Source organism: Pseudomonas sp. B20(2017) (assembly GCF_002113125.1).
Taxonomy (GTDB): domain Bacteria; phylum Pseudomonadota; class Gammaproteobacteria; order Pseudomonadales; family Pseudomonadaceae; genus Aquipseudomonas.
In genome coordinates, this window is sequence record NZ_NEJP01000003.1 from 146,356 (window position 1) to 160,271 (window position 13,916).

Below are 13,916 nucleotides of genomic sequence, written 5' to 3' on the forward strand. Positions count from 1 at the left end.
AATCCCGTGGCCACGCTTCGTCTTTGAACCAAAGGAATTTTCCACTCGAAGACAAGGAGTCGGCTGCGATGTTCGCGCCCATTACCCGTTCCATGACCCTCACGCTGGGTCTGTGCAGTGTTGCATTCAGCCCGGATCTGCTGGCTGAAACCGACACAGAAAAACAGTCATCCTCCACCACGCCGGCACTGGAGCTGGCCTCCACCAACGTCACCGCGCAAGGCCTTGGCAACACCACCGAAAACACCGGGTCCTACACCACCGGGGCGATGAGTACCGCCACCCGGTTGAACCTGTCGATCAAGGAAACACCCCAGTCAGTTTCCGTGGTCACCCGTCAGCAGATGGATGATTTCAAACTCGGTACATTGTCCGAGGCCATGAGTCAAACCACCGGCATCGTGGTGCAGCACAACGACTCGGACCGGGTCAGCTATTCCTCCCGTGGTTACCCGATCAACAATTTCCAGATCGACGGGATGCTCAACACTTTCCAGTACATGAAGTCCGATTCGGACACCATCATCTACGATCGCATCGAAGTCGTGCGCGGTGCGACGGGCCTGACCACCGGCGCAGGCGATCCGTCGGCAACCATCAACATGGTGCGCAAACGCCCGACCGCGCAGTGGCACGCCCAGACCGGCGTCAGTGGCGGCAGCTATGACGATTACTACAGTTACGTCGATGTTGGCGGCCCTCTTGCGTTCGACGGACGCCTGCGCGGACGCAGCGTGCTGGCCTACCGCGACCAGGGCTCATTTCGCGACAAATACGCCCTGCAACGGGAAGTCGGTTACGGCATCCTCGAAGCGGATCTGACCGACTCGACGGTGCTGGCGGTCGGTTATGACTATCAGGACAAACAGGTGCAAGGCTCCTCTTGGGGCACTTTGCCGTACTGGAACGCCGATGGCAGCAAGGCCAGCCTCGGACGTTCGACCAACATGGCAACGTCCTGGAGCTCCTGGCCGCTGCGCGACAAGACCGCGTTTGCCACTCTCGATCAGGCCCTGGCGGGCGACTGGCATCTGAAAGCCGCCTACACCCACCGCAAGAGCGACACCGACGGCAAGGTCTACTACGCCGGCGCCGGTTTCCCCGAGCCCGATCGCAGCGGCATGACCGCCTACACCTCGCACATGATCGGCCCGCAGCGCATGAAGGCGTATGACTTCAACCTGTCCGGCCCCTACTCGCTGCTGGGCCGCGAACATCAGATGATGATCGGTTATGGCGAAGCCGAACGCAGCTCCAGCTCGCCCTACACCGTTGACGGGTTAATCTCGCGCGGTTACAGCACGATTCGTGACTGGAAGTACATGGGCGACATCGCCAAATTCCCCGACACCGTGACCGGGTTTACCGGTTCGAAAGACAGCACACGCCAAAAAGCAGGCTACCTGGCCACCCGACTGAGCCTGACCGACGAGTTGCACGCGGTTCTCGGCACCCGGTACGGAAGCTGGAAAGCATCAAAAACGGCCAACACCTTTGACGACAACCTTCAGCTGGAAAGCGTCGATGCCAGCCGCCAGCAGCACAACGACATGTGGACGCCCTACGCCGGCCTGCTCTATGACCTGACGCCGGAATACACCGTTTACGCCAGCTACACCGACATCTTCAAACCGCAGACCTACCGCGATGCCAACCGCAAGTTCATCGAACCGATCGTCGGCAGCAACTATGAAATCGGGCTCAAGGCCAGCCTGCTGGATGAGCGCCTGAACCTTGCCACGGCGCTGTTCTGGAGCAAACAGGACAACGTCGCCGAAGTGGATGATTCTGTCCCGCCGGATCCGGTGACCCAGGAAGAGTTCTACAAGTCCGGTGGCAAGGGCAACAAGGTCAACGGGTTCGAAGCCGAGGTCTCGGGCGAGCTCCTTGAAGGCTGGAACATGACCGCTGGCTACACCTACACCCACTCGCTCAATGGCGAAAAACAGCGCAGCAATACCAACCAGCCGTTGAACATGTTCCGTCTCTCCACCACGTATCGTCTGCCGGGCAACTGGAGTGCCCTGACCGTGGGCGGTGCAGCGAACTGGCAGAGCGACATTTACGGCAACTCGAATCGCCCGGTCGGACGCGGCGCCAACGGCCGGATCATCACCGAGCGAGCGCGAATCAGTCAGGACGCCTACACGGTGGTCAAGCTGATGTCGCGTTATGAGTTTGACAAACACCTGTCGGCGTCCCTCAACATCGACAACCTGTTCGACAAGAAGTATTACGACAACGTCGGCTTCTACAACGGCGTGTTCTGGGGCGATCCTCGCACTGTGACGCTGAGCCTCGACTGGAAACTCTGACGCCCTTCCCTCGTGAGCTGCACGCGCCATTCACGCGTGCAGCGTTCGTCCGATACGCCGTGGAAACACTTGGTAAAACCTAAACTGAACGAGCGTTAACCTGTTGTTAATGCCCTCGACGGACACTGCGCCCCGAGGCTTAGATTCATGGACGAACGGCTCCGACATTTTTCGTAGGAGGCACCATGAAAACCACGACTGCAATCCTTGCCGGTCTACTCACCCTTGCATCTGCCAGCGCATTCGCCGAAGGCGGCGCCGAGCGCATGAGACATTACTGGGCCAATTTCCCGGTTCATTCCGCACAGAGCCAGCAGGCTGAGGCGAAGACTAACGAGCTCAAGGTTCCGGACGACCAGACCGCCCAGGTCACCGAGTCCTATCGCCCTTGAGCGAACGTTTTACCGATGGACCTGCGATGGCTCCGCTCTGGCCCCGCAGATGACAGTTGGGCGCCCTTTCCGGGCGCCTTTTTTTACGCCTGCAGTTCCTTGATCCAGAACAGCATGCGCCCGTGATTGGGGTCGAACATGCCCGGCGCGAAGCCGAATTTGGCGTAGGAATTTTGCGCCACAGCGTTGCCTTCGAGCACTTCCAGGGTGATCTTGCAGCACCCGCGCTGACGGGCGATGTCCTCGACCTTGCGCAGCATTTTCTGACTCAGCCCCAGGCCGCGAAACTTCGTCACCACCGATACGTCGTGCACGTTGACCAGCGGCTTGCAGGCAAACGTGGAAAACCCTTCAAAGCAGTTCACCAGCCCTGCCGGCTCACCACCGACAAACGCCAGGACGCTGAACGCGTGGGGCCGCTTGGCCAGTTCGGCAGGCAGTTGTTGCAACAGTTCGGGGGCAATGGGATGGCCGCCGCCCATCGGGTCTTCGGCGTAGTGATTGAGCACCACGCCGATGGCCTCGGCATGCACCGGGTTGGTGTAACTGGCTTGAAGCACAAGAATTTCTGCGGAATCCATTTCCTTCCTCGATCGCACGGGACCCCGGCGCGTGTGATACGCACTGATAGGCTCGACGACCTTAGCGCGAGGCAGATCCCGGCGACAACCCGGCGCTTTCAGTGCCCCCAGATAAGTTCTTCGGTCCAGCCCAGTTCGGTGAAATCCTCGGCTCGCAAACCGGACTCGCCAGCACAGAAAAACTCGTCCAGTTGCGGCGGTTTCACCGAGGTGCCGCTAAGCATCGCGTGGACCTGGCCGCGGTGGTGGATCTGGTGTTCGAACAGGTGCGAAATCATCCGCAAACGACTGTCGTGCTGCGGCGTGTCGCGGGCGATGGTCACGATACGCCCCAGATCGTTATCGCGCAGTTGCTCGCAATAGGCGATCAGCCGACGGTCGACATGCGCCTGTTCACGACGCAAGGCCTGAGCCTCGGTGAAGGGTTCGTCAGCGTTGAAAAACACGTAGCAATCGGGATGCGGCTCGTCACCGCGCAACTCGCGTTCCAGCGCGTCGACGTAGAACCAGTCGCAGGTGAGGATGTGGTTGAGAGTCAGGCGGATGCTCGGGAAGAAACTCACCCGTGGCGCTGCCAGCTGCGCGTCGTCGAGCTGGCCCCAGGCCTTGGCCAGTCGATGGTTGGCCCAGGCATTCTGATAAGCCATGGTCAGCAAATGGTGGGACAGTGGCTGAGTCATGTCGCGCCCTCCGTATTTCAGGTCTCGGCAAAGCGTTGCAGCTGCATCTCCTGCAAGCGGCTGAGGGTCCGGCGGAACGGGAATTCCAGGTAGCCCTCGGTGTACAGCGCGTCCATCGGCACTTCGGCCTCAATGTACAGCGGCACCTTGCGGTCGTAGCACTCGTCGACCAGCGCGATAAAGCGGCGCACGCCGTCGTCATGCACCGAAAGTTGCGGCAATTCGCGATCGCCGGCCACCACCCGTTCGGCGCCGTCCTCTGTGCCACGGGCGATCCGCCCTTCGCGCTTTTTCGCGCTGAGGTTTGGCACCTCGCTCAACAGGATAGCCCGGTAGGTGTCGCACAGCGCAATGAAGTCCATGGCCGCGAAGGGTTGCTCGCACAGGTCGGCGTAACGGCACCACAGCACCGAATCGCTGGCCTGCACCACGCTCAGGGCGCGGTAACCGACCGGCACCGGTTCGGCGCTGACGGTTTGCCCGGCGGCCAAGGCGTCGAAGACTTGGCTTAGCGCACTCTCCTGCCCCGAAGTGGCAACCCAGTAGCGCTGCTCGATGGCGCCAGGATGCAATCGGTGATCTTCGGCGCCATTCACCGCGACCACTTGCATGTGCTGCTTGATCGCAGTGATCGCCGGCAAAAAGCGATCGCGGTTGAAGCCGTCGGCATACAACTGATCCGGCGGCAGGTTGGAGGTGCAGACCACCACCACGCCTTCGTCGAACATCACCTGAAACAGCCGCCCGAGAATGATTGCGTCACCGATGTCATTGACGAACAGCTCGTCGAAACACAGCACCCGCACCTCGGCCGCCAGCTCACGGGCCAGCGCCCGCAATGGATCGGCGATCCCGGTCAGTTGAAACGAGCGTTGATGCACCCAGCCCATGAAGTGATGAAAGTGTTGCCGCCGCGCCGGCACCCGAAGGCTCTGATAGAACTGGTCCATCAGCCAGGTCTTGCCGCGCCCGACCGGGCCCCACAGGTAAACGCCGGTGACCGAACGGGCACCGGCATGCAGGGCTTCATGGCATTTTTGCAAGGCCCAGACCGCGTGTTCCTGGGCTTCATCCTGGATGAAGCCCTTGTGGTCGACGGCGTATTGCCAGGCGCTCAGGGGGGAGTCGAAAGTCATGCGCGGCAGTATGCCACGATGGCTACAGGGAAATATCCAGCCGAGCGATTTTGCCCTGCTCGTTGAGCCGGAACGTGTAGCGCAGCTCCAGCGGGCTGCCGGGGAACGTTCCGGAAATCAGCCCTTGCACCAGCACTTTGCCGGTGCGCTGCTGGACGCCGAGCACTTCGACCCGTGGCTGATAGCGCCGAGCGGTGTCTTGCATCCAGTTGGCGATGGCCTGCGGGCCGACCTGATGATGGCCTTCATCGAACACATGGGCATCCTCGGCAAAAAAACTGCCGACCCGGGACGTATCGCGAGCATTGGCGGCGTTGATGTACTCAACGATGGCCGGGGCGAGTATCGAGGTGGGATGGAACATGATTACAGCTCCTTTTTTCGGGTTCTGTCGCCATCCTAGAACAGCCCTGCGTCAGTTCTTGTCAGGAGTGAAACGGCCGTTTTCGTCCAGTTGCATCTGCCGTTGCCAGGTGCGCAGCAGGTCGCTGCGCCGTCCCGGATAGCGCTCGCCCTGCAGGCTGGCGGCGGCAATCCGGTCCGTGCGAAAGGTGCGATAGGCGCCGCGCAATTCACACCACGCGACGATGATCCGCACCTCGTTGAGAAAGCCCAGTGCCAGCGGCCAGATCAAGCGCTGGCTCTGCACCTGCTGCGCATCGGCGTAATCGATATGCAGCTTGGCCTGATCGCGGATCGCATGGCGGAAAACGTTCAACGGCACCGCGTTTTGCGGAAACCCGTAACCCGGCGGCCCGGGCATTACAGTCGGATTGCGCAGCGCTTCCTGAGCCTGAGGGTCCAGCACCGCAGCGATTTTCGCCAGAGCATCCGCCGCAGCCTTGCTCAGCACTTCGTCGCCGCGCTGATCGACATAACGCAGGCCCAGCACGATGGCTTCGGTCTCGTCGGCGTTGAGCATCAGCGGCGGCAGAAACAGACCGCTGCGCAACACATAACCGATGCCTGCCTCGCCATGGATTGGCGCCCCGAGCGCCGTCAGTTCGGCGATGTCGCGATAGAGGGTGCGTTCGGAGATTTCCAGTTCGGAGGCCAGCGTCGCGGCGGTCACCGGGCGTTTCTTGCCGCGCAGCACTTGCAGCAGGGTCAACAGACGAGTGGTTCGCGACACGATGGGCAGGCTCTGAACGAGGAAGGTGCCGGAGCATATCAGAGGCTGGTGTCAGAACATGACAGGAGCAATGTGGGAGCGAGCCTGCTCGCGAAAGCGGTGTGACAGGCAACGATGATGTCGGCTGAACGGACGCCTTCGCGAGCAGGCTCGCTCCCACGGGTTATGTTGTGGCTGGCTACCTATCAACTTTGTGGCGCGCGGCGTACAGGCAAAGCATCTCCATGGCCAGGGTCGCCGCCGCCAGCGACGTCACGTCCGCATGGTCATAGGCCGGCGCCACTTCCACCACGTCCATGCCCACCAGATTGATCCCGCGCAGGCCGCCAAGGATCTCCAGCGCCTGCACCGTGCTCAACCCGCCGCACACCGGGGTCCCGGTGCCCGGTGCGAAGGCCGGGTCGAGGCAATCGATGTCGAACGTCAGGTACACCGGGTTATCCCCGACTCGCGCACGAATGGCCTCGACGATCGCTTCGCAGCCGCGCCGATGCACTTGCCGCGCGTCCAGCACCTGAAAGCCCTGATGAGCGTCATTGGTGGTGCGCAAACCGATCTGCACCGAGCGCGCCGGATCCACCAGCCCTTCCCGCGCCGCATGCCAGAACATGGTGCCGTGATCGACCCGTTTACCGCCCTCGTCCGGCCAGGTGTCGCTGTGGGCATCGAAGTGGATCAGCGACAGCGTGCCGTGCTTGCGCGCATGGGCCTTGAGCAGCGGATAGCTGATGAAGTGGTCGCCGCCAAAAGTGAGCATCGCGCTGCCGGAACTCAGGATGTGCTCGGCGTGGGCTTCGATGCTTTCCGGGATGGTGTGCGGGGCGCCGTAATCGAAGTCGCAATCGCCGTAGTCGATCACCGCCAGATGATCGAACGGGTCGAACGCCCATGGCCAGTGCCGTTCCCAGGCAATCCCGGTGGAGGCTGCACGAATCCCGCGCGGCCCGAAACGCGCGCCGGGACGGTTGCTGGTGGCGGTGTCGAACGGCACACCGCTGACCGCCACGTCCACGCCGCGCAAGTCACGGCTGTAGCGCCGGCGCATGAAACTGGTGATCCCGGCGTAGGTGCTTTCGGCAGCGGTGCCGAAAAGGCTGTCACGGGTCAGGGCCTGATCGTTTTGCATGGGCACGTCCATCGGAGTGTTCCTGTTGTTGTGAAGGGCTATTGGCGGCTACGGAAAGTGGTCCACAAGCGTGTGCGCTGGCGCATGTCCTTGAGGCTCATGCTGCGGTCGGCGTACAGCCGCTCGCGCACTTCGGGTTTCGGGTAAATGTCCGGATCGTTGCGCACCGCTTCGTCCACCAGCGGCGTGGCGGCCTGGTTGGCGGTGGCGAAGAACAACGTATTGGTCAGCGCCGCCACGGATTCGGGGCGCAACATGAATTCGATGAAGGTGCGTGCGGCTTCCGGGTGCGGCGCGTCTTTGGGGATGGCGAGGTTGTCCTGCCACACCAGCGTGCCTTCCTTGGGAATCCGGTAAGCGACCTCAAACGGCTTGTTGGCCTTGCGTGCCTGATCGGCGGCCATACTCGCGTCACCGTTGTAGGTCAGCGCCAGGCAGACGCTGCCGTTAGCCAGATCGTTGATCTGCCGGCCAGTGGCGACGTACAGAACGGAAGGCTGCAACTTCTGCAACAAGGCTTCAGCGGCGGCCAGATCGGTCTTGTCGGTGCTGTAGGGATCTTTACCGAGATAGTGCAGTGCCAGGCCGATCACCTCCTGAGGTGAATCGAGAATCGCGATTCCGCAATCCTTGAGTTTGCTGGCGTATTCAGGCTTGAACAGCAGATCGAGGCTGTTGAGCGGCACATCCGGCAGCCGCTGTTTGATTGCTTCGACGTTCATGCCCAGCCCCAGCGTGCCCCAGGTGTATGGCACGCCGTAGCGATTGCCGGGATCGACCGCCGCCAGTTTTTCCAGCAGATCGGGATCGAGATTGGCGTAACCCTTGAGCCCTTCATGGGGGATTTCCTTGAGCGCTCCCGCCGCGAGACCACGGGCCAGTACGCTGGACGAAGGCACCACCACGTCATAACCGCTGCCGCCAGTCAGCAGTTTGGTCTCGAGCACCTCGGAGGTATCGAAAGTGTCGTAGCGCACGTGGATACCGGTTTCCTTTTCAAAGCGCTGCAAGGTTTCCGGCGCCACATAATCGGCCCAGCTGTAGAGATTGAGGGTTTTCTCTTCGGCCTGGGCGGCGATGGAGACGGTTAGCAACAAAGCGGGCAAACACAGCTTGAAGACGGGAGCCATGACGAACACCTGACCGAAGGAAGTGGTGGCAGGATGCGCCGTCGGATACATTCGAGAAATATCAAGTTTGTTAACCTGACTTTATCCCGGAGTAATGTAATGCTCGGTCAGCTCCACGATGTCGATCTTCAACTGCTGCGGCTGTTTCTCGGGGTGGTCGAATCCAACGGTTTCAGCGCTGCGCAAGGTGAGCTGGGCCTGAGCCAGTCGAGCATCAGCCAGCAGATGGCCAAGCTTGAGACGCGTCTCGGCTATCGGGTGTGCAATCGGGGCAAGGGTGGTTTCAGCCTGACACCCAAGGGCGAGCAACTGCTGATTGCCGCGCGGGCGCTGTTCGATTCGATTGAAACCTTCCGCCATCAATCCAACGGCGTCGCCGGGCGCCTGATCGGTGAAGTGCGGCTGGGTCTGTCGGAGGCGGTCGATCAGTCGGTGCTGCAACGGGTGGCGGATGCGATCCGGCGGTTTCGCGAGCGGGACGAATCGGTACGCATCGAGCTGATCAGCGCCATGCCCGGCGAAATGGAGCGCCTGTTGTTGCAACAGCGGCTGGACCTGGCCATCGGTTATTTCTCCCAAGTGCAGAGCGCGTTCGACTACCGCGAACTGTTCAGCGAAACCCAGCATCTGTATTGCGCGCCCGGTCACCCGCTGTTTACCGACGAGGCGCCCGATGACGCCGCGTTGCAGGCCTGTGACCGGGTCGATCACCCGTATCGGTTTTTGCGCAGTGACGAGCCGTTTCAGGGCAAGGTCTGCTCGGCGCGCTCGGAACAGGTCGAAGGCACCCTCGCCTTCATTCTGTCCGGCAAGCACGTCGGATATCTGCCCAATCATTACGCCCGCCAATGGCAGGACAAAGGCCTGTTGCGACCGGTTCGCGAAGGGGAGTTAAGCTTTGACGTGGCGTTCCATCTGGCCCGGCATCGGGCGCAGGTGCCGGGAGATGCACAGAAAGCCTTTGAGCAGGATTTGCTCTGCGCCTTTGGTCGAACCTGACCTTTTGGGCAGTTTTAATGCGTTGCCCTCGCCTCCCGCTTACGGCATCCTGCGCACCCATTTTCCGACCCGGCCCCGCATTGCGGCACGCAAACCACCATGACCGTCTCTGAAAAAGCCCCGCGCAACAACGATTTGATCTACGGCCTCAACGACCGTCCGCACTTCACCGCAACGGTGTTTGCCGCCCTGCAACACGTGCTGGCCAGCTTCGTCGGCATCATCACCCCGACCCTGATCATGGGCGGTGCCCTCGGCCTGCAAAGCGAAATTCCGTACCTGATCAGCATGGCGCTGTTCGTTTCCGGCCTCGGCACCTTCGTTCAGGCCAAGCGCTTCGGCCCGGTCGGTTCGGGGCTGCTGTGCCTGCAAGGCACCAGTTTTTCCTTTATCAGCGTGATCCTAAGTGCCGGTTTCATGGTCAAGGCCCGGGGCGGCGGCACCGATGAGATCCTGTCGACAATCTTCGGCGTGTGCTTCTTCGCCGCGTTCATCGAAGTGGTGCTGAGTCAGTTCATCGGCAAATTGCGCATGCTGATCACCCCGGTGGTGACCGGCACCATCATCACCCTGATGGGCCTGTCGCTGATCAAAGTGGCAATGACCGACATTGCCGGCGGCTTCGGTGCGGCGGATCTGGGCGCGGCCAGCCATGTGTTCCTGGCGGCGTTGGTGCTGGGCACCATCGTGGTGTTGAACCGGGTCGATGTGCCGTTCCTGCGCCTGGGCGCGATCGTCATCGGCCTGACCCTCGGCTACGTGGTGGCGTGGCTGATGGGCACCGTGGATTTCGCCAACCTGCCAGAAGTGCCAGTGGTCAGCGTACCGGTGCCGTTCAAATACGGCTTCAGCTTCGACTGGGTGGCGTTCGTGCCGGTGGCGGTTATTTTCCTGGTGTCGCCGCTGGAAGCTGCCGGTGACCTGACCGCCAACTCGATGATTTCCCGGCAACCGGTCAAAGGCCCGCTGTACATCCGCCGGATCAAGTCCGGGCTGCTCGCCGATGGCCTCAATTCGGCCATGGCGGCGGTATTCAACAGCATGCCGATGGTGACCTTCGCCCAGAACAACGGGGTGATTCAGCTCACCGGCGTGGCCAGCCGCTACGTGGCGTTCTTCATTGCCGGCCTGCTGGTGTTGCTGGGTCTGTTTCCGATGATCGGCGCGGTGTTGCAATTGATGCCGAAACCGGTGCTCGGCGGCGCCGAACTGGTGATGTTCGGCACCGTGGCCGTGGCCGGGATCAAGATCCTCGCCGAGGCCGGCCTGCATCGTCGCAACATGCTGATCGTGGCGATTTCCGTCGGCATGGGCCTGGGCATCGCCGCCGTACCGGAAGTGCTGCGCGAACTGCCGCAGGCGCTGCGCAACATCTTCCAATCGCCGATCACCGTTGGTGCGCTGTGTGCCATCGTGCTGAATATCTTCCTGCCGGAAGAGTTCATCGAACTGGAAGAAGATGACTTCGACCCGGAAGCCTCTATCCTTCAGGTCATGGAAAACCCCGACCTGCCGGCCAAAGCTGAACCCGCCATAAACGCCGCTGTCGCACAGTTGAACCGTTGATCCTGTCCGCTCCATGAAAAAGGGCTGATACCGGTAACGGTTCAGCCCTTTTTCAATGAGAGAGCATCAATGCGCCGCATCCAAACCGTCATCCTGTCCCTGCTTCTGCTCTCCCTCAGCGCCTGTGCGCTGTTCCCCAACCGCGACCCGGTGAACATCAACGTGGTCGGCCTCGAACCGCTGCCGAGCCAGGATCTGGAAGTGCGCTTCGCGATCAAGCTGCGGGTGCAGAACCCCAACGAAACGCCCATCGACTACAACGGCATCGCGCTGGATCTGGAGGTCAACGGTCATTCGCTGGCGTCGGGTGTGAGCGATCAGAGCGGCTCGATTCCACGGTTCTCCGAAACCATTGTCAGCGTGCCAGTGAGCATTTCAGCGTTCTCGGTGCTGCGCCAGACATTGGGCCTGAGCCACACGCAAACCCTCGACAACCTGCCCTATGTGCTGCGCGGCAAACTGGCCGGCGGGTTGTTTGGCACGATGCGCTTTGTCGATACCGGCAAGCTGAGCCTGCCCAGGGCCAGTGCTGCAACCTGGTAAAAAGCATCGTCGTCAGGCGGTGAAACGCACACCCGGTTTGGCCCGCTCGTCGACGCTCAACTCGAACACATCCGGCCGCGCATAGTGGCCGACCACGTCGAAGTCGTAGCGGGCGCGTACAAGTTCTGCGGTGTCGATTTCGGCGGTGAGCAATCCGGCTTCGCCGCGCAACGGCCCGGCCAGCACGTCGCCCATCGGCCCGACGATAACGCTGCCACCGGCAATCAACGGTCGATCCCCCGGCCAGTTGGCGATCTCCACACCCAACTCATTCGGCGAGGCCTGCACCTGACAGGCGCTGACCACAAAGCAACGCCCTTCATGGGCGATGTGGCGCATGCTGACTTGCCACATCTCGCGCTCGTCCACGGTCGGCGCACACCAGACCTCAATACCTTTCGCGTACATCGCCGTGCGCATCAGCGGCATCATGTTTTCCCAGCAGATCACCGCGCCGAGCTTGCCGACCTGAGTGTCGAGCACCGGCAGCGTCGAACCGTCGCCCTTGCCCCAGATCAGCCGTTCGGTGCCGGTGGGCATCAATTTGCGGTGTTTGGCCACGAGGCCTGCCTGCGGGTCGAAATACAGCGCGGTGCAATGCAGGGTGCTGCCGGCCCGCTCGATGACGCCGATCACCAGGTTGGCCCCGGTTCGGGCCGATAGCCCGGCCAGCGCGTCGGTTTCTGCGCCCGGCACGTCGATGGCGTTGGCGAAATAACGGGCGTAGGCCTCGCGGCCTTCCGGCAGGCGATAACCCAGCTGCGTGCCGAAGCCCTCGCCTTTCGGGTAACCGCCGAGCAACGCTTCGGGCATCACCACCAGCGCTGCACCGGATTCGATGATCGCGGTTTCCCAGCTCAGGATCTGTTCCAGGGTTTCAGCCTTGCCACCGGGCAAGGCGCCGATCTGCAGGGCGGCAACGATTGATTTGGGCATGTCGGTCACTCCGTGAAGTTCAGGTGTTGCTCATTCTCCGGCGCCACGGGATCATGAATAAAGACCGATCCACTGCTGAATGATATGAACCAGATGAATATCGCAACCGTCGACCTCAACCTGCTGAAAGTCTTTGAAGCCCTGCATGAAGAGTCCAGTGCCAGCCGCGCGGCGTTGCGTCTGGGCGTAACGCAATCGGCGGTCAGCGCGGCGTTGCGCCGGTTGCGCGAGGTGTATGGCGATCAATTGTTCGTGCGCACCGGACGGGGTCTGGCGCCGACGCTCAAGGCCAACCAGTTGAAACCGGTGGTCAGCGATGCGTTGAACAAGTGCCGGCAAAGCCTGGCGATGGTCGACCCGACCGCCCATCACTACGAAGGACGCTCGGTCACCGTCGGCCTCTCGGACGATTTCGAAATCGCTTACGGCCGTCGGCTGATCGAGGAGATCGCCCGCCGCGCGCCGAAACTGCGGCTGATCTTCCGCCAGACCCACAGCCAGATCGTCGCCCGGGCGCTGATGGAACGCAGCATCGATCTGGCGATCACCGCCGGCGGATTTGCCGAGCGGCTGCTCAGCCGTCAGGTGTTGGGTGAAGGGGGTTACGCGTGTCTGGTCGACCCAACGAGCCTTGCGCCCGGCCAGCAGCAGATCGATCTGGAAGAATTCGTCGCCCGTGAGCACCTTCTGGTGTCGTCGGGCGGTTTTATCGGAATCACCGATGAAGGGCTGGCGGCGCTGGGCCGGACTCGCCGGGTCTGCGCCTCGACCACGCATTTCGCGGCGTTGCCGCATCTGCTCAAGGGCAGCGAGGCGGTGGCGACCATTCCGACCCACGCCGCGCAGGCCATTGCCTCACTGAGCGGGCTGGCGCTGCTGCCCTGCCCGCTGGCGCTGCCGCGTTACCCGATCGAACTGGGCTGGCGCACCAGCACCCAGATCGATCCGGTGGTGCTGACGGTGCGCGAGGCGATTGGCACCAGTTTCAGGGCCGAGTGATTACTTGTTGGCGGCCATCAGGCGATTGACTTCACTGCGCACCATGTTGGCGAATTCCGGCGGCGACATGCCGTCCAGTTCGGCGCGCACGAACTCGGCCCATTTGCCCTTGCGCTTGGAGCGCTCGCCGAACAACCGCGCGGCTTCGCCCTTGGCTTTGCCCAGATTGTTCTGCCAGAGTTCGAACAGTCGGGATTTTTCATCTTCCAGCGCGGCGCGCTCTGCGAGGGATTTGTCGGCCAGATTGAAACTCATCGGGAATTACCTGCTGCATGAAATGGCGACATCTTACACGTTGGACGGAAACCTCTGACGCTGGTTTTTGATCCGGATGGAAAATCGCTGCAACTTTTCAAGTCGCGCCGCACTCCATTGTTCACT

15 protein-coding genes are annotated in these 13,916 nt (G+C 61.7%); 6 read left to right on the forward strand and 9 right to left on the reverse strand.

The window, feature by feature from the left end:
• Nucleotides 1-68 precede the first annotated feature (68 nt).
• Nucleotides 69-2,315: a TonB-dependent siderophore receptor gene (locus CAF63_RS05870; RefSeq protein ID WP_085683774.1), complete on the forward strand. Its 2,247-nt coding sequence runs from the start codon at nucleotides 69-71 to the stop codon at nucleotides 2,313-2,315.
• 185 nt (nucleotides 2,316-2,500) lie between these two features.
• Nucleotides 2,501-2,707 (forward strand): hypothetical protein, encoded by a 207-nt coding sequence (locus tag CAF63_RS05875; RefSeq protein WP_085603949.1) that lies wholly within the window; start codon nucleotides 2,501-2,503, stop codon nucleotides 2,705-2,707.
• Nucleotides 2,708-2,790: 83 nt separating this feature from the next.
• Here CAF63_RS05875 and CAF63_RS05880 read toward each other — a convergent pair whose 3' ends face one another.
• The 7 genes from CAF63_RS05880 to CAF63_RS05910 form a co-directional block, all read right to left on the reverse strand.
• Nucleotides 2,791-3,288 (reverse strand): GNAT family N-acetyltransferase, encoded by a 498-nt coding sequence (locus tag CAF63_RS05880; protein WP_085683775.1) that lies wholly within the window; start codon nucleotides 3,286-3,288, stop codon nucleotides 2,791-2,793.
• Between the two features lie 98 nt (nucleotides 3,289-3,386).
• On the reverse strand, nucleotides 3,387-3,968 hold the full coding sequence (locus CAF63_RS05885; protein WP_085683776.1) for a DinB family protein: 582 nt from the start codon (nucleotides 3,966-3,968) through the stop codon (nucleotides 3,387-3,389).
• A gap of 17 nt (nucleotides 3,969-3,985) precedes the next feature.
• A complete protein-coding gene (gene zapE, locus CAF63_RS05890; protein WP_085683777.1) occupies nucleotides 3,986-5,104 on the reverse strand; it encodes a cell division protein ZapE in 1,119 nt (372 codons plus the stop codon).
• A gap of 22 nt (nucleotides 5,105-5,126) precedes the next feature.
• Nucleotides 5,127-5,468 carry a nuclear transport factor 2 family protein gene (locus CAF63_RS05895; protein ID WP_085683778.1) on the reverse strand — a complete coding sequence of 114 codons (342 nt, stop codon included), beginning with the start codon at nucleotides 5,466-5,468 and terminating at the stop codon, nucleotides 5,127-5,129.
• 51 nt (nucleotides 5,469-5,519) lie between these two features.
• Entirely contained in the window at nucleotides 5,520-6,236 is a 717-nt protein-coding gene (locus tag CAF63_RS05900) for a YafY family protein (protein ID WP_085683779.1), read from the reverse strand.
• 178 nt (nucleotides 6,237-6,414) lie between these two features.
• Complete coding sequence (gene speB, locus CAF63_RS05905) at nucleotides 6,415-7,374, reverse strand: agmatinase (protein WP_085683780.1); 960 nt, start codon at nucleotides 7,372-7,374, stop codon at nucleotides 6,415-6,417.
• A gap of 26 nt (nucleotides 7,375-7,400) precedes the next feature.
• On the reverse strand, nucleotides 7,401-8,492 hold the full coding sequence (locus CAF63_RS05910; RefSeq protein ID WP_085683960.1) for a polyamine ABC transporter substrate-binding protein: 1,092 nt from the start codon (nucleotides 8,490-8,492) through the stop codon (nucleotides 7,401-7,403).
• A gap of 99 nt (nucleotides 8,493-8,591) precedes the next feature.
• Here CAF63_RS05910 and CAF63_RS05915 point away from each other — a divergent pair, with 99 nt between their 5' ends.
• The 3 genes from CAF63_RS05915 to CAF63_RS05925 all read left to right on the forward strand — a co-directional run bounded on the left by CAF63_RS05915 (nucleotide 8,592) and on the right by CAF63_RS05925 (nucleotide 11,600).
• Entirely contained in the window at nucleotides 8,592-9,491 is a 900-nt protein-coding gene (locus CAF63_RS05915; RefSeq protein WP_085683781.1) for a LysR family transcriptional regulator, read from the forward strand.
• 99 nt (nucleotides 9,492-9,590) lie between these two features.
• Nucleotides 9,591-11,057, forward strand: a complete 1,467-nt coding sequence (locus CAF63_RS05920; protein ID WP_085683782.1) for a nucleobase:cation symporter-2 family protein — start codon at nucleotides 9,591-9,593, stop codon at nucleotides 11,055-11,057.
• A 69-nt stretch (nucleotides 11,058-11,126) separates the two neighbouring features.
• The gene (locus tag CAF63_RS05925) at nucleotides 11,127-11,600 is read left to right on the forward strand and encodes an LEA type 2 family protein (protein ID WP_085683783.1); all 474 of its coding nucleotides are present in this window, start codon (nucleotides 11,127-11,129) and stop codon (nucleotides 11,598-11,600) included.
• A gap of 12 nt (nucleotides 11,601-11,612) precedes the next feature.
• On the opposite strand, the gene CAF63_RS05930 is transcribed toward CAF63_RS05925, so the two are convergent.
• Nucleotides 11,613-12,536 carry a carbon-nitrogen hydrolase family protein gene (locus CAF63_RS05930; RefSeq protein WP_085683784.1) on the reverse strand — a complete coding sequence of 308 codons (924 nt, stop codon included), beginning with the start codon at nucleotides 12,534-12,536 and terminating at the stop codon, nucleotides 11,613-11,615.
• Nucleotides 12,537-12,620: 84 nt separating this feature from the next.
• On the opposite strand from CAF63_RS05930, the gene CAF63_RS05935 reads away from it, so the two are divergent.
• Nucleotides 12,621-13,535, forward strand: a complete 915-nt coding sequence (locus CAF63_RS05935; protein ID WP_085683785.1) for a LysR family transcriptional regulator — start codon at nucleotides 12,621-12,623, stop codon at nucleotides 13,533-13,535.
• Here CAF63_RS05935 and CAF63_RS05940 read toward each other — a convergent pair whose 3' ends face one another.
• A complete protein-coding gene (locus CAF63_RS05940) occupies nucleotides 13,536-13,790 on the reverse strand; it encodes a hypothetical protein (protein ID WP_007957535.1) in 255 nt (84 codons plus the stop codon).
• Nucleotides 13,791-13,916 lie beyond the last annotated feature (126 nt).